Source organism: Mycobacterium sp. AZCC_0083 (genome assembly GCF_014202335.1).
Classification (GTDB): Bacteria; Actinomycetota; Actinomycetes; order Mycobacteriales; family Mycobacteriaceae; genus Mycobacterium.
Genome location: NZ_JACHGP010000001.1, coordinates 419,443 through 442,942 on the forward strand (window position 1 = coordinate 419,443; position 23,500 = coordinate 442,942).

The 23,500-nt window shown below is 66.9% G+C and carries 21 protein-coding genes; 8 read left to right on the forward strand and 13 right to left on the reverse strand.

Annotation, left to right across the window (positions count from 1 at the left end; translation table 11 throughout):
* On the reverse strand, window positions 1–2,565 hold the full coding sequence (locus tag HNP02_RS01975; RefSeq protein WP_309241367.1) for an SEC-C domain-containing protein: 2,565 nt from the start codon (window positions 2,563–2,565) through the stop codon (window positions 1–3).
* A gap of 506 nt (window positions 2,566–3,071) precedes the next feature.
* Between HNP02_RS01975 and HNP02_RS01980 the strand changes: the two genes are divergently transcribed.
* Together HNP02_RS01980 and HNP02_RS01985 are read left to right on the forward strand one after the other, a co-directional pair.
* Complete coding sequence (locus HNP02_RS01980) at window positions 3,072–3,317, forward strand: type II toxin-antitoxin system VapB family antitoxin (RefSeq protein WP_184433818.1); 246 nt, start codon at window positions 3,072–3,074, stop codon at window positions 3,315–3,317.
* Complete coding sequence (locus HNP02_RS01985; RefSeq protein ID WP_184433821.1) at window positions 3,314–3,712, forward strand: type II toxin-antitoxin system VapC family toxin; 399 nt, start codon at window positions 3,314–3,316, stop codon at window positions 3,710–3,712. The genes HNP02_RS01980 and HNP02_RS01985 overlap by 4 nt, the downstream gene beginning before the upstream one ends.
* 113 nt (window positions 3,713–3,825) lie before the next feature.
* Here HNP02_RS01985 and HNP02_RS01990 read toward each other — a convergent pair whose 3' ends face one another.
* The 4 genes from HNP02_RS01990 to HNP02_RS02005 form a co-directional block, all read right to left on the reverse strand.
* Window positions 3,826–4,197 (reverse strand): hypothetical protein, encoded by a 372-nt coding sequence (locus tag HNP02_RS01990; RefSeq protein ID WP_184433824.1) that lies wholly within the window; start codon window positions 4,195–4,197, stop codon window positions 3,826–3,828.
* 33 nt (window positions 4,198–4,230) lie between these two features.
* The gene (locus tag HNP02_RS01995) at window positions 4,231–4,572 is read right to left on the reverse strand and encodes a hypothetical protein (protein ID WP_184433827.1); all 342 of its coding nucleotides are present in this window, start codon (window positions 4,570–4,572) and stop codon (window positions 4,231–4,233) included.
* Between the two features lie 106 nt (window positions 4,573–4,678).
* The gene (gene hisS, locus HNP02_RS02000) at window positions 4,679–5,938 is read right to left on the reverse strand and encodes a histidine--tRNA ligase (protein WP_184433830.1); all 1,260 of its coding nucleotides are present in this window, start codon (window positions 5,936–5,938) and stop codon (window positions 4,679–4,681) included.
* On the reverse strand, window positions 5,939–6,601 hold the full coding sequence (locus HNP02_RS02005) for an MBL fold metallo-hydrolase (RefSeq protein ID WP_184433833.1): 663 nt from the start codon (window positions 6,599–6,601) through the stop codon (window positions 5,939–5,941).
* A gap of 134 nt (window positions 6,602–6,735) precedes the next feature.
* Between HNP02_RS02005 and HNP02_RS02010 the strand changes: the two genes are divergently transcribed.
* Genes HNP02_RS02010 through HNP02_RS02020 form a run of 3 tightly spaced genes read left to right on the forward strand, consistent with a single transcriptional unit; the run spans window position 6,736 to window position 9,618 of the window.
* Window positions 6,736–7,611, forward strand: a complete 876-nt coding sequence (locus HNP02_RS02010; RefSeq protein ID WP_184433836.1) for a peptidylprolyl isomerase — start codon at window positions 6,736–6,738, stop codon at window positions 7,609–7,611.
* Between the two features lie 14 nt (window positions 7,612–7,625).
* A complete protein-coding gene (locus HNP02_RS02015; RefSeq protein WP_309241368.1) occupies window positions 7,626–8,633 on the forward strand; it encodes a peptidylprolyl isomerase in 1,008 nt (335 codons plus the stop codon).
* Between the two features lie 55 nt (window positions 8,634–8,688).
* Window positions 8,689–9,618, forward strand: a complete 930-nt coding sequence (locus HNP02_RS02020; RefSeq protein WP_184433839.1) for a hypothetical protein — start codon at window positions 8,689–8,691, stop codon at window positions 9,616–9,618.
* On the opposite strand, the gene HNP02_RS02025 is transcribed toward HNP02_RS02020, so the two are convergent.
* A complete protein-coding gene (locus HNP02_RS02025; protein ID WP_184433842.1) occupies window positions 9,615–9,944 on the reverse strand; it encodes a helix-turn-helix transcriptional regulator in 330 nt (109 codons plus the stop codon). The two genes, HNP02_RS02020 and HNP02_RS02025, sit on opposite strands and share 4 nt — an antisense overlap.
* A gap of 103 nt (window positions 9,945–10,047) precedes the next feature.
* On the opposite strand from HNP02_RS02025, the gene HNP02_RS02030 reads away from it, so the two are divergent.
* Window positions 10,048–11,262 (forward strand): MFS transporter, encoded by a 1,215-nt coding sequence (locus HNP02_RS02030; protein WP_184434954.1) that lies wholly within the window; start codon window positions 10,048–10,050, stop codon window positions 11,260–11,262.
* Here HNP02_RS02030 and HNP02_RS02035 read toward each other — a convergent pair.
* From HNP02_RS02035 to yajC, 6 genes are all read right to left on the reverse strand, one after another.
* Complete coding sequence (locus HNP02_RS02035) at window positions 11,238–13,547, reverse strand: bifunctional (p)ppGpp synthetase/guanosine-3',5'-bis(diphosphate) 3'-pyrophosphohydrolase (protein WP_255506160.1); 2,310 nt, start codon at window positions 13,545–13,547, stop codon at window positions 11,238–11,240. The genes HNP02_RS02030 and HNP02_RS02035 overlap by 25 nt on opposite strands.
* Window positions 13,548–13,623: 76 nt before the next feature.
* The gene (locus tag HNP02_RS02040; protein WP_184433847.1) at window positions 13,624–14,175 is read right to left on the reverse strand and encodes an adenine phosphoribosyltransferase; all 552 of its coding nucleotides are present in this window, start codon (window positions 14,173–14,175) and stop codon (window positions 13,624–13,626) included.
* Window positions 14,160–15,800: an ABC transporter substrate-binding protein gene (locus HNP02_RS02045; RefSeq protein ID WP_184433850.1), complete on the reverse strand. Its 1,641-nt coding sequence runs from the start codon at window positions 15,798–15,800 to the stop codon at window positions 14,160–14,162. Before HNP02_RS02045 ends, HNP02_RS02040 begins: the two co-directional genes overlap by 16 nt.
* Window positions 15,801–15,804: 4 nt before the next feature.
* Window positions 15,805–17,088: a protein translocase subunit SecF gene (gene secF / locus HNP02_RS02050; protein ID WP_184433853.1), complete on the reverse strand. Its 1,284-nt coding sequence runs from the start codon at window positions 17,086–17,088 to the stop codon at window positions 15,805–15,807.
* A gap of 4 nt (window positions 17,089–17,092) precedes the next feature.
* A complete protein-coding gene (secD, locus tag HNP02_RS02055) occupies window positions 17,093–18,955 on the reverse strand; it encodes a protein translocase subunit SecD (RefSeq protein ID WP_184433856.1) in 1,863 nt (620 codons plus the stop codon).
* A gap of 71 nt (window positions 18,956–19,026) precedes the next feature.
* Complete coding sequence (yajC, locus tag HNP02_RS02060) at window positions 19,027–19,401, reverse strand: preprotein translocase subunit YajC (RefSeq protein ID WP_184433859.1); 375 nt, start codon at window positions 19,399–19,401, stop codon at window positions 19,027–19,029.
* Window positions 19,402–19,771: 370 nt separating this feature from the next.
* Between yajC and gabT the strand changes: the two genes are divergently transcribed.
* Window positions 19,772–21,112 (forward strand): 4-aminobutyrate--2-oxoglutarate transaminase, encoded by a 1,341-nt coding sequence (gabT, locus tag HNP02_RS02065; protein ID WP_184433861.1) that lies wholly within the window; start codon window positions 19,772–19,774, stop codon window positions 21,110–21,112.
* A 5-nt stretch (window positions 21,113–21,117) separates the two neighbouring features.
* Window positions 21,118–22,554 (forward strand): aminobutyraldehyde dehydrogenase, encoded by a 1,437-nt coding sequence (locus tag HNP02_RS02070; RefSeq protein ID WP_184433864.1) that lies wholly within the window; start codon window positions 21,118–21,120, stop codon window positions 22,552–22,554.
* Here HNP02_RS02070 and HNP02_RS02075 read toward each other — a convergent pair.
* Entirely contained in the window at window positions 22,548–23,165 is a 618-nt protein-coding gene (locus tag HNP02_RS02075; protein ID WP_255506107.1) for a hypothetical protein, read from the reverse strand. The genes HNP02_RS02070 and HNP02_RS02075 overlap by 7 nt on opposite strands.
* Window positions 23,166–23,500: the final 335 nt, after the last annotated feature.

The following is a 23,500-nucleotide window of genomic DNA, read 5'->3' on the forward strand; positions in this document are numbered from 1 at the left end:
CTACTCCAAGCCCAGCGCGACGCGCAACCGCTCAGGGCTCATGCGCCCGGCTGTGCCATCGTCGGCGGGGAAGCTGTCGAGGAGCTTGATCAGATCGCCTCGCCGAGTGGGATCGTCAGCTGCCTGTCGCGGCGTATGACCGTCGAGCGCGGGTATCTGTTCATCGAGCCATTTGGTTTCGTACTCGCGGATGAACTCGCCGAGCGCCTCGGCCACCGCGGGGTCCTCGGGGTCGAGCGCGCGCTCAGGCGGTCCCATTTCCGCTGCCAGTTCGGCGGCCTCCCGGGCGTCACGAATCGGGCGCCGGGAGTCATCGACGACGCGCATCGCGGGGTCGACCCTTATCAAGGTGGCCAGCACGCGATCCATCCGCTCCGCGCTGTTCGTCTCGACACGCAGCGTGTCGCCCTCGCGCACCAGCGCGGCCCGGATACGGGGCATGCCATGGGTAGTGACGTGTTCGTGCCACCGCGGTGTTTCATCGTCATGAGCCCTGTCGTAGGCCTCGTCCAATGCTGCCTCGACTCGTTCCGGATCGCCGAGACGTACCGTGGCCTGACAGATCGCCAGCGGGTCGCCTTCGGTGTTGGTCAACGTGGCTGGCGCAAACCGCCGACTCAACGCGTCCATCAGCTCCACCGGGTCGGGTTCGGCGTCGAGTAGCTCGATCAACGAATCGCGCTCGTGCAGCGCGATCGGTTCTATGCCGCCAAAGAACTGCACACTGTCGTCGCCGGCGGGCACCACGCGCGCGCAGATCAATTGACCAGACTTGAGATGGCGGCTGGCCGTCCGCGAGACCACGTCGTGCGTGTCACCACTTCGAACGTCGCGCACGGTCACGCTCACACCCGGTTTGACGTCCTCCACGTCGAACAGCGACCGTTCCACCAGCAGCCACTGCTCTGCCAACAGCCGCTCGTCGTCGGGCAGCAGAGACCCGCGCACCTCGAGAAACTCTGCGAACGCGCCACCCTCGAACAGCACGACATCCATCACGAGGTCGTCGGCCATTCCTGCGTCCACCGCCTCGAAAAGGTCGTGCGTATGTCGGTATCGCTCATAACCGACCTCGGCCAACAATTCTCGCCATCCGGCGGCATATACGTGATGAGCGGCTTTCTCGTACAACCAGTTCACCCGCTGGGCAAGCGCCAACTGCTCGCGGCCCAGATGGCATTTCTTGTACTTTCGGCCCGACCCACACCAGCACGGCTCGTTGCGGCCGAGGTCGTTGCGCGGCCCGACACGATGCGCCTGCAAGAGCGCCACCAGCGGGTGGTCCAGATCGCCTGCCCGGCGCAACAATGCCAATCCGCGCTCGACATCGCCACGATCAGAAGCGAAGCGCGCCAGGTCGATCAGGGGCAGCGGCCAGTCGGGATCCATCGACTCGGCCGCCAACAGTTCGCGCTCCGCCTCCTCGGTATCGCCGAGTCGCTCAAGTGCCACCGCACGCAGCCACCTCCATGCCACCCGTGCGGCGCGCGGCACCTTGGGCTCCATCATCTCGGCGAGCAGGCCGAGCGCCGCTGCGCCACCGTGATCGCTGCCGACGGTCTCGGCCACCAGCAGCTGCGCCAGCAGCGGGTCGGCAAGCTGGGCGCCGAGTTCTCCGGTCACGTCGTCAGAGTGGTCGGCAGGCTGCAATGTGGGACTTTCGTCAGCCTCGTCAGGCGCGTCCGCGTCGGCGTCGTCCGCGTCGTCCGCTTCCGCCAGGATCCGCCAGGTCTGGTCGTACAGCTCCAGCAGCGTGGTGAGCACCAGTGCGTCGTCGACGTCGATGCCGTGCCGCTCGGCCAGTAGTTCACACCTTCGCTCGAATTGCCAACGGCCGAAGTCGAATCCGCTGGGCGCGATCGAATCACCGCGCCGCGCCAGACCGTGGTCGTCTACGATCTCGCTCAGCGGCAGTATTGGGTCGGTGAACAGTGCGGCGTCCGCAACGCACGCAGTCCATACCGCCGCATCGACATAGGTCGGTTCGTCCGCGTCGAGAGTCGCCGCCAGACGTGCACCTGCCGTGTGCTCCGCGATGACGTCGACCCGTTCGAGGACGAGTCCCTCTGCGGTCAGCCGTAGGCCGACCGTGTCGCCGTCGGCGACGGTCAGCTTCGCCAGAGTGCCTGGAGCCAGCAGTAACACCGCGACCGGGTCGATCGCCTCGGGCGGAATGCCCCGCTCCTCAATCAACTGATCGTCGTATCCTGCCACCACGATGTTGGCCGCTGACCCGTCGGCGAGATTCTGGTAGTCCGCATGCTGGCACAGTGCAGTGATCGGGCTCAGGTCCGGCGAATGGTTGAGCATGTCATGGGTACATTCGACCGCACTGACCCGATGAGTGAACACCCGCCCGGCCAGTACCGCCGGCAGCCACACCCATCGGTCGTCGACCAGCTGTCGTGCCGGACAATCCATTTCGAGCAGGTTCCACCGAATGGTGGAGTCCGGATCATCCATGCCGCGATCCCGCAAGTGTCGCGCCAGCTCGTCTGTGCGCAACGCACCGTATTGGGTCAGTAGCTCCGCAATGGTCGCAATCTCATCGAACGTCGCCGCCACGCCGATCACCCTACGCGGGCGCCGAGACTCACCCCGGAAGTTATCCACAGGCCGCAACCGCGCCAACTCAATCTGTCGGACGCCGGACGGACACTCGCCCCGCATCGACGCGAGAGCCGAGACCGCGTCATCGGAGATCGGGGACACATGGGGAACCGGGCGAACTTCGTCCGCGTCAAGGGCCAGGACTGGCAGCTGTATTACTCGCACTGGGGAGGCTGCCCGATGCTCGACGCACTGATCGGCGGGCCGGAACTCGCGCTGCGGTACGCAGCCTCGCTGCGGCGATGCGAGAAGAACGAATGGTGTCCCCCAACATGGGCCGACGGCGGCCCTTGCATCCGGCTTCGTGGTCAACCCCGATGCGCTGGGCGACTGCGGCGTTCGCCCAACCAAGGCTGAGTGGTCCAGCTTCGTCGGCGCGTGCGATTTGATGCGATCCGTCGATGCTGAATCCGCGTAGCCGGGTTGTGCGGTGGTACCATTCGACAGGTAGAAAGGTACCAATGGCGCTGAACATCAAGGACGACTCCGTCCACGAGGCGGTCAAGCGAATCACGTCGATCACCGGAGAATCCCAAGCTCAGGCGGTGGCGACGGCGGTGCGTGAGCGGCTGGCCAGGTTGGAGAGCGACGAACTTGCCGCCCGGCTCCTGGCCATCGGTCACAAGAGCGCAAGCCGCATGAGCGCCGACGCCAAGGCGCTAGATCACGGCGCTCTGCTCTACGACGACCGGGGGCTCCCGGCGTGATCGTCGATACGTCGGCCGTGATCGCGATCCTTACTGCCGAGGACGACGCGGCGATCTACGCTCACGCGATCGCGGATGCCAGCGCGCGAAGACTGTCGGCTGCGAGCTATCTCGAGTGCGGGATTGTTCTGGACAACCAACGAGATCCTGTCATCAGCAGAAGCCTTGACGAGCTACTTGCGGAGGCGGAGTTCACGATCGAGCCGGTGACCGAGCAGCAGGCGCGGTTGGCCCGTCGGGCCTACGCGGACTTCGGCAGGGGCAGCGGTCACCCTGCCCGACTGAACTTCGGCGATTGCCTGTCTTACGCGCTGGCACTAGACACGCGGGAGCCGCTGTTGTGGAAGGGCGACGACTTCGGGCATACGGGTATTGCGTCCGCACTCGATCGGTAGGTACGCAGCGCGCGTCAACAAATGATGACGCCCCCAGAACGGCAGGTGGTCCGGCGAAGAGCTCAAGCTGCTGGCGCCGGCCCGGTCTGGCCAGGACGGTGAAGGCTCGCGGATCATTCACTCAGTTCGAAGCGCGGTTGTGCTCCGGAGATCCGAACTGCACCCCAATCGCCCTCCGCGACAAAGGCACCGCCGTCCACCGTGAGGGCGTCGATGTTCCCGAGATCCTCGTCGCCGGAAGCGTCGGTGTAGTGACTGCCATTCCGGTTGACCCGTACGACGTGAGTGACATCGGGGAAGAGCAGACTTCCGCGCGCGTAGCAGTAATGCTCGCCCGGTCGGTGTGAGCGATAGGCGGGGTGCTCCGGCGTCAGGACCGCGTCCAAGTAGAAGACGACCTGCTCCGAAGACTCCGAAATGCCAAGAACGTAGCTGTCCTCGAGATAGACACCGGCCAACACGGGAAGGCTCCTGTAGTCGATCATCGACTCATCACTTTGGCTGAATCACGATGACACTCAGGGCCACTCGTTGACGCGAGCAGCGTTGAACTGCGCGAGCACCGCACTGACAGCCTGTCCGTAATCGGTCGGTTCCCAGTCGTCGTCTAGGTTGTCGATCACCTCGTCACTGATGACCGTCGTGATTTCCTCGGCGTCCGAGGGTGAAATGACGTCGGCTTGCCGAACCCGCTCGAGCAGAGGTGGGCTTCGACGAGCCAGGATCTCGTTGAGGAGCTCCACATGCGCGGTGCCGAGAAAACTGAAGCGGCTGTCCATTCGTTCTCCTGCCGTCCCGTAACTGTTGTCGGGCCAACCGGTGATGACTTTGCCCTGCTCGCTCAGGACGACGGTGACCATGGCGGTGTTCGGTGGCACACGGTAGGTCAGCGGCCGCCGAACGCGCGCAAAATGCCGACGAATTGCGGCGTGTCGCGCAACAAACACGCGCGCTCGCGGGGAGGGGCTAGGCCAAGCGGGACAGCACCTCGGCGACGACGGCATCCGCTGCGACGTCGACCTGCTCACCCGTCGACAGATCCTTGACGCCGACCGTGCCCGCCTCGATGTCACGGTCACCGGCGACCAGCGCCACCGACGCGCCAGACCGGTCGGCGGCACGCATGGCGCCCTTGAGCCCGCGGTCGCCGTAGGCCAGGTCCACTCGCACGCCCTTGGCGCGCAGCGCCGCGACCACCTTGACCAGCTCCAGCTTGGCGGCATCGCCGAGTGGCACCGCGAACACGTCGACGGCGGTCGTCGCCCCGACCGTCTTGCCCTCGGCCTTCAGCGCCAGCATCGTGCGGTCGACGCCGAGCCCGAACCCGATGCCGGACAGATCCTGTCCACCGAGCTGACGCATCAGCCCGTCGTAACGACCGCCGCCGCCGATCCCCGACTGGGCACCAAGCCCGTCGTGCACGAACTCGAACGTCGTCTTCGTGTAGTAGTCCAGCCCACGGACCATCCGCGGGTTGATCACGTACGGCACGCCGAGCAGGTCGAGATGCGCCTGCACGGTGTCGAAGTGCTGCTTGGCGACGTCGGACAGGTGATCGAGCATCAACGGCGCGTCGGCCGTCATCTCGCGGACGTGGGGTCGCTTGTCGTCGAGCACCCGCAGCGGATTGATCTCGGCGCGCTTGCGGGTTTCTTCGTCGAGGTCGAGCTTGAACAGGAAGTCCTGCAACAGTTCCCGATACTGCGGGCGGCACGTGTCGTCGCCGAGCGAGGTGAGCTCGAGCCGGAAGCCGTCCAGCCCAAGCGACCGGAACCCGGCGTCGGCGACGGCGATGACCTCGGCGTCCAGCGCTGGGTCGTCGATCCCGATGGCCTCGATGCCCACCTGCTGCAGCTGCCGGTAGCGGCCCGCCTGCGGGCGCTCGTAGCGGAAGAACGGGCCGGAGTAGGCCAGCTTGGCGGGCAGCGGCCCGCGGTCGATGCCGTGCTCGATGACCGCGCGCATCACCCCTGCGGTGCCCTCCGGCCGCAGCGTCACGGACCGCTCGCCGCGGTCGGCGAACGTGTACATCTCCTTGCTGACGACGTCGGTGGACTCGCCGACGCCCCGCGCGAACAACGCCGTGTCCTCGAAGACGGGCAGCTCGACGTAGCCGTAGCCGGCTAGGCGCGCAGCCTCGAGCAGACCGTGGCGGACCGCGACGAACTGCGCGGACTCGGGCGGGAGGTAATCGGGGACGCCCTTTGGCGCCTGAAACTCAGTCACTTACGACAAACCTTCGAGGAATGGGTTGGTACGACGCTCAGCGCCGATGGTGGTCTTCGGACCGTGCCCAGGTAGTACCACGGTGTCGTCGTCGAGCACCAGCAGTTTTGTCACGATCGAGTTGAGCAGGTCGCGGCCGCTCCCCCCTGGCAGGTCGGTGCGGCCGATGGATTGCTTGAACAGGGTGTCACCGCTGAACGCCATATCGGTCGGGCCGTCGGTGACGCGGAAGACGACCGACCCCTTGGTGTGGCCAGGGGTGTGGTCGACCGCCACCGTGATGCCGCCGAGTTCGATCTTGTCGCCGTCACGGTCCAGTTCGACGAGTTGGCGGGGTTCCTGGAACAAGGCGCCGAAGGCCACCTGCGCCAACCGCGGACCGAAACCCTTGATCGGGTCGACCAGCATGTGCCGGTCCTCGGGGTGCACGTACACCGGGCAGCCGTACGTGTCGGCCACCTTCTGCGCCGACCACATGTGATCGATGTGGCCGTGGGTGAGGAGCACAGCCGCGGGGGTCAACCGGTTCTCGTCGAGGATGCGGCGCAGCGGCCCGAACGCACGCTGGCCCGGATCGACGACGATGGCGTCGGCCCCGGCCCGTGGCGCGAGGACGTAGCAGTTGCACTGCAACATCCCTGCAGGAAACCCCGTGAGCAACACGTCGCCCAGTTTCCCACCTCGCGTTCGCGTGGGTCGCGGCACCTACGCTCAGCATTGCCTGGCACACTCGGTGCCGACTTATGAGCGTGGTCGCCGTCCCGGCGACTGGTTCGAACACGAGGAGGACTGCGGCGGTGCCGACCAACGAACAGCGGCGGGCAACGGCCAAGCGCAAACTTGAGCGGCAGCTCGAGCGGAGGGCAGCCCAGGCCAAAAGACGACGCCTCTTGACGATCATCGGCTCGGCGGTCGGCGCAGTCCTGCTGATCGGTGCCATCGTGGCGACCGTCATCGTCACCAACAAGGATTCGCACAGCAACACCGCCTCGGCGGACACCCCGACGTCTCCGACCTCGGCGCTGCCCGCACCCCCTGCGGACGGGAAGCTCCCGCCGTTCACCGCGCCCGCCGACCTCGGCGCGAACTGCCAGTACCCGGCGGCCGAGGCCGCGAGCAAGAAGGTCAACCCTCCGCGCACCGGCAAGGTGCCGACCGATCCTGCGCAGATCAGCGCGAGCATGAGCACCAACCAGGGCAACATCGGCCTGCAGTTGGACAACGCCAAGGCGCCGTGCACCGTCAACAGCTTCGCCAGCCTGGCGCAGCAGGGCTACTTCAACGACACCCCGTGCCACCGCCTGACCACGGGCGGGCTCGCGGTCCTGCAGTGCGGTGACCCGACCGGTCAAGGCACCGGAGGTCCCGGCTACCAGTTCGCCAACGAGTACCCGACCACGCAGTATCAGCCCGACAACCCGGCGTTGCAACAGCCGGTGCTGTACCCGCGCGGCACGCTGGCCATGGCCAACGCCGGACCTGGCACCAACGGCAGCCAGTTCTTCCTGGTCTACCAGGACTCGCAGCTGCCGCCGAACTACACCGTGTTCGGCACCATCGATCAGACGGGCCTTGCCACTCTGGACAAGATCGCGGCCGGCGGAGTCGATGGCGGCGGCGGAGACGGCAAGCCGAAGCTGCCGGTGCAGATCAAGTCGATCGCGCTGGACTAAGGCCGCCACCGGCCGTGACCATCCCACCCGCGCCTTACCCGCCTCCACCGCCGTACGGCCCGCCTGGCGGCTTCTACGGGTATCCGCAGCCACGGCCCACCAACGGCATGGCCATCGCGTCGCTGGTCTGTGCGTTCCTGTTCGCGCCCCTTGGCATCGTGTTCGGGCACATCTCGATGTCGCAGATCAAGCGGACCGGTGAGCAGGGGCGGGGGCTGGCGATCGCCGGGCTGATCATCAGCTACGTACTGACCATCCTGACCATCCTCGTGGTGGTGGCCACCATCGTCTTCGCCGCCTTCGCGATCCAGATGACCAACTGGCTCGGCGTCCCGTTCAGGCCCAACCTGGACTACCCGGGCCCGACGGGCTCTTCACAGCCGGCCAGTGCCCTGCCGACGTTCAAACCGCCCGCCACGCTGGGGTCCAACTGCCAGTACCCGGCCACGACGGAGAAGGCGAGCAAGCCGAACACGCTGCCGCAGCAGGGGCGGACGTCGACCACACCTGCGACGATCGCCGCGACGATCGTCACCAACGACGGCCCGATCGGCTTGCAGCTCGACAACGCCAAGTCGCCGTGCACCGTCAACAGCTTCATCAGCCTCGCCAAGCAGGGGTACTTCGACGGCACGCCATGCCACCGCTTGACCACGTCCCAGGTGCTCGGCGTATTGCAGTGCGGTGACCCGACGGGGCTCGGCACCGGCGGGCCCGGCTACCGATTCCCCAACGAGTACCCCACGAATCAGTACAAGTTGACCGACCCCGCGCTGACGGCGCCCGCGCTGTACCCGCGCGGCTCGCTGGTGATGGCCAATACCGGGCCTGGCACCAACGGCAGCCAGTTCTACCTGGTGTACCAGGACTCACAGCTGCCGCCGACGTACACGCTGTTCGGCACGGTCGACGCGACGGGCCTTGCCACCGTTGGTCAGATCGCGGGCGCAGGGGTTCAGGACGGCAGCGACGATGGCAAGCCCGCGACCGACGTGACCATCACGTCGGTGCAGGTGAAGTAGTCACGATCCGCCGCCGGCCGTTCTAGGGTCGTGATGTGCTAGGCGCAGGTTCGCGATGAGCGACGGGAAGCAGTCGCGCGTCGCGCTCTACGCAGTGGTCGCCGGCGTCATTGGCGTGGTCGCCCTGGTCGTGGCAGTGTTCGTAACGAGAAGCATGTTGGCGGACCAGCCGCCTCGGGAACACACCCGCGTCACCTTCGAGGCGCGGTCGCCCGACGGCTCACCTCCGTCGACCGACGCACTGACGCAGACCCAGAAGATCGTCCAAGCGCGCATCGATGACCTCGGCATCCGTGGCTCCGACGTGAAGGTCGACGGCAAAGACGTGGTCATCACGGTGCCGGGTACCGACGTCGACGCCGTCCGCCGTACTGCAGCGTCAGGCGTGCTGTACCTGCGACCGGTCGTGCACGTGATGCCTGCCGCGGCTACTGCTACGGCCGACCCGGCGGCGCCGCCGAAGAGCCCCGATCCGCAGCGCATCGCCGACGAGAAGGCGCTTCGTCAGAGCACCGATCAACAGATTCAGGTTCTGGCGTTGCAGTTTCAGGCGACGCGCTGCGGCGACGAGGACGCACTGGCGAGGCGTGACGACCCCAACCTGCCGTTGGTGACGTGCTCCGAGGACCGCAAGGAGGTGTATCTGCTCGCCAAGTCCATCATCAGCGGGCAACAGGTCGAACATGCGACACACGAGCAGCGGGACGGGGATGTCGCGGTCGACGTCGCGTTCAATCACGAAGCCGCCCAAGCCCTTGCGACGTTCTCCGACGCCAACGTCGGCAACCAGGTGGCATACACGTTCGATACGCGGGTGCTCAGCGCACCGGTGCTCCAGGAGGCGATTCCTGACGGCCGCATCCAGATCACCGGTGGGTTCACCGCGGACTCCGCGCGCAAGTTCGCCGACGCGGTCAATCGCGGAACCCTGCCGCTGACACTGACGTTCGAGTCCGCGGAAACCGAGCGGGCCCCGACGGCCTAAGTCTCGACTTCCCGGTTCGCCTTCGCCACAACGGAATTCAACAGTCCCGGCACGGCGGCGTCGACCTCATCGCTGCGCAGTCGCTGGTGGGTTTGACCGTCGACGACCAGTCGCTCGGTCAGGCCGGCCTCGCGCAGGATCTTGAAGTGGTGCGTCGCAGTCGACTTGTTGATCACGTCGTAGAGCCGGGCGCACGGCATCGGTGAACCGGCGTTGTGCAGCCGGCGGACCATCTCGAGGCGGACCGGATCGGCGAGTGCGGCGAGCACCTGTTGCACGCTGCCGACGTGGGCCTCGGCGAGCTCACCGAGCTGCGATGCGGTCATTCTGTGGCCTCCATCACCGCGGGTTTGACGATCATCGAACCGAGCGTACTGTCAATTCGGTTCGACGTTCATCAAACATACCTGGCTGGAGGGGATCGTGGCGGTGGTCGCAGCCGACCGACCCACCGGCCAGACCCAGCGCGGAGCCTACTCCCTGCTCTTGGTGCTCAGCGGCGTCGCGCTCGGCGTCTCCGGTCTGCCCGCGCCGCTGTACGGCATGTACGAAGAGGTCTGGCACCTCTCCCCCTTGTCCACCACCGTGGTGTTCGCCGTCTACGCCGTAGCCGCCCTCGGTGCCGTGCTGGTGTCGGGCCGCATCTCCGACGTGGTCGGTCGCAAGCCGGTCCTGCTGGCCGCCCTTCTGGCGATGATCGTGGGCCTTGGCGTCTTCCTCATCGCCGACGACATGGCCCTGCTGCTGGTGGCGCGCACCATCCACGGCGCGGCCGTCGGTTCCATCGTGGTGGCTGGCGCGGCGGCGCTGCTCGACCTGCGTCCCGATCACGGCGCGCGATCCGGCCAACTCAGCGGCGTCAGCTTCAACATCGGAATGACGGTGGCCATCCTCGGCTCGGCAGTGCTGGCCCAGTACGCACCGCATCCCATGCGCACGCCGTATGCGGTGGTCGCGGTGATCTGCGCCGTCGTCGGCATCGGCGTGGTCGCCATGCGCGAGCCGCACTCCGCGCGCACGCGTGGTCCCATCCGGATCGCCAAACCCGCTGTGCCGCGCGAGATCCGCGGTGACTTCTGGTTCGCCGCACTCGGCGTCATGGCGTCCTGGTCGGTGCTCGGCGTGCTGCTCTCGCTCTACCCGTCGCTGGCCGCCCAGCAGACGAACGTGCACAACCTGGTGTTCGGCGGTGCCGTCGTCGGCACGACGGCGTTCGCGGCCGCACTGGCCCAGATGTGCGCCACCCGGGTGCCCGCCCGTCGTGCCGCGATCCTCGGCGACGTCGGCATGGGGCTGGTGCTGCTCGCGATGATTCCGGTACTGGCCACGCACAGTTGGATCTTGGTGCTCGCGGCCGCCGCGCTGCTGGGTGCGACGTTCGGCCTCGGCTTCGGCGGCTCGCTTCGGCACTTGGCGAACGTGGTGCCCGCCGACCGCCGCGGCGAGACCATGTCGGCGTACTACCTGCTCGCCTACACGGCCATGGCAGTCCCGACCATCGTGGCGGGCTGGGCGGCGACCCGGTGGCCACTCAGTGCGGTGTTCCCCTGGTTCGCAGGCGCGGCGGCCGTCGCATGCATCGTCGCGGCGGTGGTCGGTGCGATGAGCACCAGGGGCCGTCAGGCAGCCGACGTCACGCGATAGACGTCGTACACGCCCTCGACGTTGCGGACCACGTTGAGCACGTGTCCGAGGTGTTTGGGGTCGCCCATCTCGAAGGTGAACCGGCTGATCGCCACCCGGTCGTTGGACGTGGTCACCGACGCCGACAGGATGTTGACCTTCTCGTCGGCCAGCACGCGGGTGACGTCCGATAGCAGCCGGTGCCGATCGAGCGCCTCGACCTGGATCGCCACCAGGAACACCGACGACGGCGACGGCGCCCACTTGACCTCGATGATGCGTTCCGACTGTTGTTGCAGCGACGTGGCATTGGTGCAATCGGTGCGGTGCACGCTCACGCCGCCACCGCGGGTGACGAAGCCCATGATGTTGTCGCCGGGCACCGGGGTGCAGCACTTCGCCAGTTTGGTCAGCACGCCTGGCGCTCCCGGCACGGCGACACCGACGTCGTCGTTGGTGCGTTGACGCACCGGCATGGTGGCAGGCGTGGACCGCTCGGCGATCTCGTTCTCGGCCTCTTCGTCGCCACCGAGTTGAGCCAGTAGACGCTGCACGACGTGGCGCGCGGAGACGTGCCCCTCGCCCACCGCGGTGTACAACGCGGACACGTCGGCGTAGCGAAGCTCCCGGGCCAGTGCGCCCATCGACTCGCCGTTCATCAAGCGCTGCAAGGGAAGTCCGCTCCGGCGCACCTCGCGGGCGATGGAGTCCTTGCCCGACTCCAGCGCCTCCTCTCGCCGCTCCTTGGCGAACCACTGCCGGATCTTGGCCTTCGCGCGCGGCGAGACCACGAAGGTCTGCCAGTCGCGCGACGGCCCCGCGTTGGGCGCCTTCGAGGTGAACACCTCGACGCCTTCGCCGTTCTCGAGCTTGCGCTCCAGCGCCACCAGACGGCCGTTCACCCTGGCGCCGATGCAGCGGTGCCCGACCTCGGTGTGCACGGCGTAGGCGAAGTCGACCGGCGTCGATCCTGCGGGCAGCGTGACGACGTCGCCCTTCGGGGTGAACACGAAGATCTCCTGCACCGCGAGGTCGTAGCGCAGCGACTCGAGGAACTCGCCGGGGTCGGCGGCCTCCCGCTGCCAGTCGAGCAGTTGGCGCATCCACGCCATGTCGTCGATCTCGGCGGCGGCGTGCCCGGTCGGAACTCCGTTGCGGCCCTTGACTTCCTTGTAGCGCCAGTGCGACGCGATGCCGTACTCGGCAGTGCGGTGCATGTCGCGGGTGCGGATCTGAACCTCGAGCGGCTTGCCCTCTGGACCGACGACGGTGGTGTGCAGTGACTGGTACACCCCGTAGCGCGGCTGGGCGATGTAGTCCTTGAACCGGCCGGCCATGGGTTGCCACAGTGAATGCACGACGCCGACCGCCGCGTAGCAGTCGCGGATCTCCTCGCACAGGATCCGGACGCCGACCAGGTCGTGGATGTCGTCGAAGTCGCGGCCCTTCACGATCATCTTCTGATAGATCGACCAGTAGTGCTTGGGCCTGCTCTCCACTTCCGCGTTGATCTTCGACGCGGACAGGGTGGCGTTGATCTCGGCACGCACCTTGGCCAGGTACGTGTCGCGCGACGGCGCCCGGTCGGCCACCAGTCGCACGATCTCTTCGTACTTCTTCGGGTGCAGGATCGCGAACGACAGATCCTCGAGCTCCCACTTGACGGTGGCCATACCCAACCGATGAGCAAGCGGCGCAATGACTTCCAGCGTCTCGCGGGCCTTGCGCGCCTGCTTCTCGGGCGGCAGGAAGCGCATCGTGCGCATGTTGTGCAGCCGGTCGGCGACCTTGATCACCAGCACGCGCGGATCGCGCGCCATCGCGATGATCATCTTGCGAATGGTCTCGCCCTCGGCCGCATTGCCAAGCGTCACCTTGTCGAGCTTCGTCACACCGTCGACCAGATGGCCCACTTCGGTGCCGAACTCGGCGGTCAACGCCTCCAGCGTGTAGCCGGTGTCCTCGACGGTGTCGTGCAGCAGCGCGGCGATCAGCGTGGTGGTGTCCATCCCGAGCTCGGCCAGGATGTTGGCCACTGCGAGCGGATGGGTGATGTAGGGGTCGCCGGACTGGCGCAACTGGTCGGCATGCCGTTGCTCGGCCACCTCGTAGGCGCGCTGCAGGATCGAAAGGTCGGCCTTCGGGTGGTTCTCACGGTGCACGGCCACCAGCGGTTCGAGCACCGGGTTCATCGCACCGCGCTGTGCGGTCATGCGGCGCGCGAGCCGGGCCCGAACCCGTCGCGACGCGCTGGTGGTGCTCTTCGAGGCCCCGGCGGGGACCGCGTCCGGCGTGATGACCGGCATCGGTTGGGTCTGCGTCAGGGCGTCATCAGCCATCACCACACCTCCTGCCAGGTCGATCTCTTCTCGAGGATATCCCTCACACCACGTAGAGACTGGTGACAGGCAGCCCTTGAAGCTTTTCCCGGCCACCTAGGGCGCTTAGCTCGAGCACCACGGCGGCGCCGGTGACGACCGCGCCTGCCTTGCCGAGCAGCCGTACCGTGGCGGCAACCGTGCCTCCGGTGGCCAGTACGTCGTCGATGATCATAATCTTGCGGCCTGCAAGGTCGATGCCGTCGGCGGGCACCTCAAGCGTGGCGGTGCCGTACTCCAGGCTGTAGGACTCGGAGTGGACGGGCGGCGGCAGCTTGCCGCCCTTGCGGACCGCCAGCACACCGGTACCGAGTTTGGTCGCGACGGCCGCGCCGAGCAGAAAGCCGCGCGCATCGATGCCTGCCACCAGGTCGGCGCCCGCGGCAACGGCCGCCAGTGCGCTGGTCACCGTCGCCAGGCCGTGCGCATCGGCCAGCAATGGGGTGAGGTCCTTGAACTGGATGCCGGGCTCGGGGAAGTCCGCGACCTCGCGGGTCAGCGACGCGATCACCGCCGCCACGTCGGTCTGTTGCGAGCCGGTCACTTCATCGCCCATCGGTCCATGTTCCAGCCTGCGCCCCAGCGCGTCGGATTACTGCTCACGGCGTACATCTTGGTCGACGTCACCAAGGTCCGCTGCTGGCGGTACAACGGAAGCGTCGGCATGTCGTTCCACAGCACGGGGCTGCTCTCCCCCAGCAACCGCGCCAGCTCCTTGAGGTCCGACGTCACCGCCAGCGCATTGATCACGCCGTCCACCTGCTCGTTGGCGTAACCCGAGAGGTTGTTGCCGTTACCGCTGTGCAGATCGTGGGCGTCCATCGACGACGAACCGGTGGAACCGCTACCCGCCGCCCCGCCGGTGCTGGCCACCAGGACGTCGATCTTGTTGTCGCGCAATGTCTGTGGGCCGACGGAGTCGGCTGCGGCGTCCTGCACCGTGATGCCTGCCGCGGCGCAGGACTTGGCGATGGTTCCCACCGTGGCGGCCAGGCGCGCGTTGGGGCTCTGATATCCGATGCGCACGGTCAGCGGCTGGCCATTGATCGCCGCCCGCGCCGCGTCGGGGTTGGCCACGTTGAACTGATCGGATTCGGGTGAACTCTCGGCGGCGGTGATCGAATCCTCCGCTGCGGGGTTGAGCCGGCTGTTGGCGATCGGCACCTCGGCGTTGCGGGCGATCACGTCGCGCGGCGTGCAGAGCGCGACGGCGCGGCGGGCCGCAGGATCGGCGAGCGGGCCCGTAGGCGCGAAGATGAGTTGTTCGATACCCGCCGACGGGGTCTCGGTGCGGACGTATGCGTCGGGCACGTTGAGCGTGCCGGACGAGCCGGTTGCGACGTCGACGACTTCGTAGGTGCCCTGGTTGACACGGTCCTGGATGTCGGCGCCGCGCGGCCAGACGACGACCTTGCCGGTGACCGGCTTGGCGCCCCACCACTTGTCGTTCGCGACGAGTACGACGGCACCGTTGCCCTGGACCGAGTCCAGCTTGTACGGGCCCGAGGACGGGAACTTCTTGAGATCCAGGTCGGGGGTGAGGTTCCAGGTGGTGTTCCACAACGTGGCGATGCGGTCGATGGTCGGAGCGTCACCCGTCTGCAGCGCAGTGGTGGTATCGACGCCGAGTTCGTCGGCGATCACGTGCGACGGCATCATCGTCGTCGCCGCGAACAGTTGACCGAAGTCGACGAACGCGCGGTCCTGGGCGAACGTCACCCTGGCCTTCTTCTGCCCTGACGCACAGTCGACCGTCGCGACGTCGCCGTAGCCGGCCTGACTGGCCGCGTCGAAACCAGGGAATCGGCCCGACTGCGCCGCCCAGGCCAGCACCATGTCGTCGCAGGTGATCGGCTTGCCGTCCGAGTACACCGCGTTGTCACTGATCTGATAGTCCAGCACCAACGGGGTGCGGCCGACGACGGAGACGGTGCCGAAGTCGCGGTCACCGATCACCTGGCCCTCTGGACCGTGGTAGTTGAAGCCGGTCAGCACCCGCGCGAACGCCTGCGGCCCTGCCGACGCCGCACCCTCCACCGTATTGGTGTTGTAGGTGAGCAGCGTCCCGTCGACGGCATAGTCGATCTGGTCGGCGGAGCTCCCCGAACACCCGGACAGGACGAGCGTGCAAATCAGCGACAGCGTGGCCGCCAGCACGCCTCGCCGGGACCCGGCAGTCATCGGGCTACCGCCTGAGACTCCGCTTACCCGACGGCTTCCCAGTGGGACGGATCGGCTTAGCCCCGGGTGCGGGCTTGTCGGGCGCGACCACTGCGGTAGCCACGGATGCCCCAACGGTCTCTGGCTCGACGGCGTCGGTGGTGCCGACCTCGCCGCCGGTCTTCGCGGCAGCGCCGCGACGCCGGTTCTGCACCCGGCGGGTATGGGCCCGCACCAGCTCGGTCCGTTCACGCAATGTCACCAACAGTGGCGTTGCGAAGAAGATGGACGAGTAGGTGCCGACGATGACGCCGACGAGCTGCACCAGCGCGAGGTCCTGCAGCGTGCCGACGCCGAGCAACCACACCGCGATGACGATCAGCGCGAGGATGGGCAGCACCGAGATGAGGCTGGTGTTGATCGACCGCATGAAGGTCTGGTTGATCGCGAGGTTGGCCTGTTCGGCGAAGGTTCTTCGGGTGGTGTGCTCGAACCCGTGCACGTTCTCCTCGACCTTGTCGAACACGATGACGGTGTCGTAGAGCGAGAACCCGAGAATGGTCAGCAGCCCGATCACGGTGGCCGGGGTGACTTCGAAACCGACCAGCGAGTAGACGCCCGCGGTGGTCACGACGTCGAATACCAGGGCGGCGAGTGCGGCGACCGCCATGTATCGCTCGTAGCGAATGGCGATGTAGACCGACACGAGAGCGAGGAAGACGACCAGCGCGATGATTGCCTTCTGGGTGATCTGACCGCCCCAGGTCTCCGACACGTCAGAGCTGCTGACCTCATCCTTGCTGGGCTGACCGTCGGGTCCCTTGGGCTGAAACGCGTCGAACAACGCCGTCCGCAGCTTGTCGTTGTCCGGATTGCTTAGCTTCTCGGTACGGATCTGAATGGTGGCCGAGCCACCGTTGCCGACCTGCACCACCGTCTCGGGTCCCCTGCCAAGCGTCTTGGAGAAGACGTCCTCGACCTGCTGGGTCGTCACCTGGCCCTGTGCGCCAGCCGCGGGCATGGACACCTTGGTGCCGCCCTCGAAGTCGATCCCGAAACTGAAGCCACGCAAGAGGATGCTGGCGAGCGCAATGAGGATGATCGCGCCGCTGATGCCGAACCACAGCTTGCGCTTGCCGACGACGTCGAAGGCGCCGGTGCCGGTGTAGAGCCGGACGAAGAAGCCGTGCTTCGGCGCCGCCGAGTCGGATGTGCCCAGTTCCTCGGATGTCGACGGGGTATCGAGTTCAGTTGCGTCCACCGCGTCCGAGACGTCGTCGAGCTCGTCTTTGGAATCATGCTTGCCCATGTCGCTACCTCCCTCCCGCTGACGTTGCGGCGGCCCGGCGTTCGCGGGCGATCTGCTGCACTGCGCCGAGGCCGTTGAATGCGGGCTTGGACAACAGCGTCGACTTGGACGACAGGTACACCAGCGGCCACGTCACCAGGAACACCACGACGACGTCGAGGATGGTGGTCAAGCCCAAGGTGAACGCGAAACCCTTCACCTGCCCGATGGCAAGCACGTAGAGCACCACCGAGGCCAGCAGAGTGACCGCGTTACCGGACAGGATCGTCTTGCGGGCACGCGCCCAGCCTCGCGGTACGGCCGAGCGGAACGAGCGGCCCTCTCGGATCTCGTCCTTGATGCGTTCGAAGAACACCACGAACGAGTCGGCGGTGGTGCCGATGCCGATGATCAGACCTGCGATGCCGGCCAGGTCGAGGGTGTAGCCGATGTACCTACCGAGCAGCACCAGGATCGCGAACACCATCGCGCCCGAGGCGACCAACGACAGAGCCGTGAGCAGCCCGAGCACCCGGTAGTAGAGCAGCGAGTACAGCAACACCAGCGCCAGGCCAACGGCACCCGCGACCAGACCGGCCTTCAGAGACGTCAATCCCAGTGTCGCGGAAACGGTTTCGGCCTCGGATGACTCGAAGGACAACGGCAGCGAGCCGTACTTCAGCACGTTGGCAAGTTCGCGGGCCGAATCGTTGGTGAACTGGCCGGTGATCTGAGTCCGGCCGCCGGGGATCGCCTCGTTGATCACCGGAGCGCTGACCACCTGCGAGTCGAGGACGAACGCGGTCTGAGTGCCGACGTTGGCGGCCGTGAAGTCCGCCCAAACGCTGGAGGCGTCGCTCTTGAACTCCACGTCGACGACGTACTCGCCGCGCTGCTGGTCGAGTCCCGAGGTCGCGTTCTTGATGCCCTCACCGCTGATGATCGACTTGTCGAGCAGATAGACCTCTTTGTGGTCCTGCGAGCAGGTCACCAGAGGCAGGTTGGGGTCGTCGTTGCCTGCCAACACGTCCTCCTCGCCGCAGCGAGTGGCCTCGAACTGCAACGCAAGGACCTGAATCTGCTGATCCGTGCTCTGTCGAAGCGCCTTCTCATCGGTGATGCGCTGAGCCAGGTCGGCCTTCGGTTTGGGCCCAGGCGGCGGTGCCGGGCTCTGCGGGGCGGGACCAGGAGCAGGGCCTGGTGCGGGCGCCGGTGACGGTGTCGGCTCCGGTGACGGTGTCGGCTCCGGTGGCGCCTCTGGATAGGGCCGCGGCTGGGGAGCAGGCGCGGCGGGTGCCTCGGCGCCCGGCGCCGGACGGGGCGGTTGTCCCGGATTGGGCGCCGTGATCGGAGCCTCGGGCTCCGCAGGGGCGATGAGTGGCGGCATGCCAGGTGCACCACCCGGAATCCCCGGTGCACCAGGCAGTCCGGGTACACCACCAGGTATCCCTGGAGCTCCAGGAGCGCCACCCGGCGGGGCCTGCCCCGGGGGCGGCTGCTGGCCTGCGGCCGGCATCGAGTGGATCACCGGTCGGATGTAGAGCCGGGCGGTCTGGCCAAGGTTGCGGGCCTCGTTGCCGTCGTTGCCTGGCACCGTGATGACCAGATTCTGGCCATCGACCACGACCTCCGACCCGGAGACACCCAGCCCGTCTACGCGGGAACTGATGATCTCCTGGGCCTGTGCCAGTGCTTCACGGGTTGGGGCCGAACCGTCGGGGGTGCGTGCGGTCAGCGTGACGCGTGTCCCGCCCTGCAGATCGATGCCAAGCTTGGGCTTGGCCTGCTTGTCGCCGGTGAGGAACACCAGCAGATAAACACCGATCAGTAGAACAAGGAAGAGCGTCAGGTAACGGTACGGGTGCACCGGCGCAGAAGACGATGCCACGTTGGTTGGATCTCCTCAGGTCTGTACTACGGCACCGCAAAGGGTACGTGGTCGGGCTGAGTCCTCAGACGTCAGTCTTTGGTCTGCCGGTCCGATTCGATGACGCCACCACTCTCGGTGATCTCCGACGGGCTCGACGATGCCCCTGGCGTTTCGTCGAGGTCGTCCTCATCGTCGTCGAAGTCGTCGTCGGCATTGACGCGGTCGCGGACGGCCAACTTCATCCACGTGGTGACCACACCCGGCGCGATCTCCAGGTCGACGGTGTCGTCGCCGATGCCTGCGATGGTGGCCTGGAGGCCCGACGTGGTGTGAATGCGATCCCCCACGGTCAGCGACTCGTGCAGGTCGATGGTGGCCTGCATGGCCTTCTTCTGGCGGCGCGACGCAAAGAACATGAACGCGCCGAGGATGATGAGAAGGGGCAGGAAGACGACGAGGTCCATCTCAGCAACTGTCTTTCGTGTCGGTCTTACGGTTGTCAGCCCCCGGACGGACGGGTCACCGGGCGGCCTCTTGGTGATCCAGTGTGCCACCACTGGCGCCAGGAGCCGACCGCCCCCGTCCGCCGTCCTGGCAGTTAGCGCCACTAAACGCTCGGCCTGATCGGTGTCGGCGGACCCTGTGCCACCACACCCTCGAACCACCGAATACGCACCATTCACCCGCTCTGAGTGCGCATTCCATGCCCGACCGCCGCCCGAACCGACGTTTTCAGGCCGCATCGGAGGATTCGCCGACTAGGCTTTGGCAGGACGCTTCGACGTCGCCTTGGCGTCCCTTCGCCACACCCAGCCACCCTCGCAGGAGTCAGACGTGAGCACCCTCGAACAGAGCCGCTACCTGGCCACCCCCATCCCCGGCCCCAAGTCGGCAGCCTTGATACAACGCAAGGCCGCGGCCGTATCCACCGGCATCGGAACCACCATGGCCATCTACGCGGCGCGCGCCGGTGGCGGCATCGTCGAGGACGTCGACGGCAACCGGTTCATCGACTTGGGCTCGGGCATCGCCGTCACCACGATCGGCAACGCCTCGCCCCGTGTCGTCGATGCGGTCGCCGCGCAGGCGGCCGACTTCACCCACACCTGTTTCATGATCACGCCCTATGAGGAGTACGTCGCCGTCTGCGAGCAGCTCAACCGGCTGACTCCGATCAAGGGCGAGACGCGTTCGGCGCTGTTCAACTCGGGGTCCGAGGCCGTCGAGAACGCGATCAAGATCGCCAGGTCCTACACCCGCAAGCAGGCAGTCGTGTCCTTCGACCACGCCTATCACGGCCGCACCAACCTGACCATGGCGTTGACCGCGAAGTCGATGCCCTACAAGCACGGCTTCGGTCCGTTCGCGCCGGAGATCTACCGCGCTCCCCTGTCCTATCCGTTTCGGGATGCGGAGTTCGGAAAGGAGTTGGCCACCGACGGCGAGAAGGCCGCCCAGCGGGCGCTCAGCGTGATCGACAAACAGGTCGGGGCCGCGAACCTGGCCGCGGTCATCATCGAGCCGATTCAGGGCGAGGGCGGCTTCATCGTTCCCGCGGAGGGCTTCCTTCCCGCGCTGCTGACCTGGTGCCGCGACAACGACGTGGTGTTCATCGCCGACGAGGTACAGACCGGGTTCGCACGCACCGGCGCCATGTTCGCCTGCGAACACGAGGGCATCGACCCCGACCTGATCGTCACGGCCAAGGGCATCGCCGACGGACTGCCCCTTTCTGCGGTCACCGGCCGCGCCGAGATCATGGACGCGCCACACGTCAGCGGCCTTGGCGGCACCTACGGCGGCAACCCGGTCGCGTGCGCGGCGGCACTGGCCACCATCGCCACCATCGAGGCCGACGGACTGGTCGCGCGTGCGGCCGAGATCGAGACCCTGATGAAGACCCGACTGCACCAGATGCAGGCCGACGACGACCGGATCGGCGACGTCCGCGGTCGCGGCGCGATGATCGCCGTCGAGCTGGTGAAGTCCGGCACCACCGAACCCGATGCCGATCTCACCAAGGCGTTGTGCGCGGGCGCCCACGCCGCGGGGGTCATCGTGTTGTCCTGCGGGACGTATGGCAACGTGCTGCGTTTCCTGCCACCCCTGACCATCAGCGACGAGCTTCTCGGGGAAGGCCTCGACGTGCTCACCCAGGTCCTCGCCGGTCTCTGATCGCCATGACCACCGTTCAGAACTTCATCGGCGGCGAGCTGGTGGATTCGGTGAGCGGCGCCACGATGCCGCTCGTCGACCCGTCCACTGGTGAAACCTATGGCACCGCACCGATTTCCAACGAACAGGACATCGACAACGCCTACGCGGCTGCCGCGACGGCGTTCAAGGACTGGAAGCGCACCACGCCGTCACAACGGCAGAAGGCGTTACTGGGCTTCGCCGACGAGGTCGAAAAAGCCGCCGAGGACCTGGTGGCCGCCGAGGGCTGCAACACCGGCAAGCCCAACCACGTCACGATGGCCGAAGAGATTCCGCCGATGCTCGACCAGATCCGCTTCTTCGCTGGCGCTGCAAGGGTTTTGGAGGGCAAGTCGGCTGGCGAGTACATGGAGGGTCACACGTCGTGGATCCGGCGTGAGCCGGTCGGCGTGATCGGCCAGGTGGCCCCGTGGAACTACCCGATGATGATGGCGATCTGGAAGTTCGGTCCCGCCGTCGCCGCGGGCAACACCGTGGTGATCAAGCCCAGTGACACCACTCCGGTGACCACCGTGATGCTCGCCGAACTCGCGGCCAAGCACTTCCCGCCCGGCGTGCTCAACGTCGTCACCGGCGACCGGGTGACCGGAGCCGCCGTCGTCGCCCACCCGACACCGGAGATGGTCTCGATCACCGGGTCGGTGGCGGCAGGCCGCGCCGTCGCGGTCAGCGCAGGCGGGCACCTCAAGCGCACACACCTCGAACTCGGCGGCAAGGCGCCGGTGATCGTGTTCGGTGATGCCGACATCGCCGCTGCCGCAGAGGGAATCGCCACCGCGGGCTACTTCAACGCCGGGCAGGACTGCACGGCGGCGACCCGGGTGCTTGCGCACGCCTCGGTGGTCGAGGACCTCACGGCCGCACTCGCCGAGCAGGCCGCCGGGGCGACGACCACCTACGGCCGACCCGCAGGCGACGAGGACGCCTGGGTGCCGCCGGTGAACAACGCCAACCAGATGGAACGCGTGCTGAGCTTCTTCGACGACGTGCCCGACCACGCGAAGGTCGCGATCGGCGGACACCGCCAGGGCGACAAGGGTTTCTACGTCGAACCGACGGTGATCGGCGGCCTGAGGCAGGACGACCGGCTCACCCGGACCGAGGTCTTCGGGCCGGTCATCACCGTGCAGCCGTTCACCGACGAGGACGACGCACTGGAGAAGGCCAACGGGGTGGAGTTCGCCCTGGCGTCATCGGTATGGACGAAGGACGTCTCGACGGCCATCCGGATGTCCAACGCGCTCGACTTCGGCTGCGTCTGGATCAACACCCACATCCCGCTGGTCGCCGAGATGCCCCACGGCGGCTTCAAGTCCTCCGGGCACGGCAAGGACCTGTCGATGTACGGGCTCGAGGACTACACCCGGATCAAGCACGTAATGGTCTACACCGGTCAATGAGCGGTGCCCGTCGGGCGGCGGCCGAACAGGCCGACCCGGTTGCGCCAGCCCGCTGACCGCGAGGTCTCGTCGTCGGCCACTACCTCTGCCGGTTCCCGTTCCACCGCGACCGGTCGACGCGCGTACGCGACGTCACGCACGCTGCGGACGGACACCCGGCCCAAGGCGAACGCACCGAGGAACACGACCAACGCACCGAGCCCGTAGAAGTACGACAGCTCCAGCCAAACCCGTTGGGTGTCGGTGGACGCGACGGGCGTGCCAACGTCCCCGAGCGCCAGCGGCCCTGCGAACGCGCGGCCGACGACGAACCACGCCCCAGCAACAACGCTGAGCCAGCCGCCAAGCGTCGCGGTCGCACGGTTGCGCGATAACAGCAACAGAGCGCCACCCAGCGCGGCCGCGGCGCCAGGCAACACTTCCAACCAGCCTCGGGCCATCGACCAGTCCCGCCCCGGACTGAAGGCGAAGTCGAACGAGGGGCCGACGAACGGCACCGCCGCACCCCATATGCCCAGCACGATCAACAGAAAGCCACTTGCGGCACCCCGGCTGCGCGGCATCCGCAGTCGGCCGCCTCGGGCCCGGTCGCGAGTATCGATGTCGTTCATCTGTTCCTCCTCAGTCGCCTGCAGACATACCCACCCGACCCGGGCGCCAATCCAGGGCCGGCAACAGGCCGCTGCCAGGCCGGAAACAGCGTCATCGACCAAAAGTCGCCCAACTCGCCAGCAAATGTCGAATTTGTCGGTAGCATGCGTTCGTCGGGGGGATTCCACGACGGAGCTTGGACCAATTCAGGCCGTGCGCCCGCGCCGTCTCCGCGGGCGGGGCGACGACCACTACTAGTGAGTGCAACGCATTGGACTGGATACGCCGGTGGTGGCGACAGCCCGACCACTACGACTGGCTGTCGGGGTACCTGGCTGCGCGCAATATGCGGCGC

Bases quoted from the DNA above. Each gene is read 5' to 3' on its own strand.
- HNP02_RS02020 (WP_184433839.1), top strand. From the start codon at position 8,689: ATGAGCGACGGGAAGCAGTCGCGCGTCGCGCTCTACGCAGTGGTCGCC.
- HNP02_RS01990 (WP_184433824.1), bottom strand. From the start codon at position 4,197: ATGATCGACTACAGGAGCCTTCCCGTGTTGGCCGGTGTCTATCTCGAG.
- HNP02_RS01980 (WP_184433818.1), top strand. From the start codon at position 3,072: ATGGCGCTGAACATCAAGGACGACTCCGTCCACGAGGCGGTCAAGCGA.
- HNP02_RS02070 (WP_184433864.1), top strand. From the start codon at position 21,118: ATGACCACCGTTCAGAACTTCATCGGCGGCGAGCTGGTGGATTCGGTG.
- HNP02_RS02075 (WP_255506107.1), bottom strand. From the start codon at position 23,165: ATGAACGACATCGATACTCGCGACCGGGCCCGAGGCGGCCGACTGCGG.
- HNP02_RS02035 (WP_255506160.1), bottom strand. From the start codon at position 13,547: ATGCCGGTCATCACGCCGGACGCGGTCCCCGCCGGGGCCTCGAAGAGC.
- HNP02_RS02040 (WP_184433847.1), bottom strand. From the start codon at position 14,175: ATGGGCGATGAAGTGACCGGCTCGCAACAGACCGACGTGGCGGCGGTG.
- HNP02_RS01995 (WP_184433827.1), bottom strand. From the start codon at position 4,572: ATGGTCACCGTCGTCCTGAGCGAGCAGGGCAAAGTCATCACCGGTTGG.
- yajC (WP_184433859.1), bottom strand. From the start codon at position 19,401: ATGGACCTCGTCGTCTTCCTGCCCCTTCTCATCATCCTCGGCGCGTTC.
- HNP02_RS02025 (WP_184433842.1), bottom strand. From the start codon at position 9,944: ATGACCGCATCGCAGCTCGGTGAGCTCGCCGAGGCCCACGTCGGCAGC.
- HNP02_RS02045 (WP_184433850.1), bottom strand. From the start codon at position 15,800: ATGACTGCCGGGTCCCGGCGAGGCGTGCTGGCGGCCACGCTGTCGCTG.
- secF (WP_184433853.1), bottom strand. From the start codon at position 17,088: ATGGGCAAGCATGATTCCAAAGACGAGCTCGACGACGTCTCGGACGCG.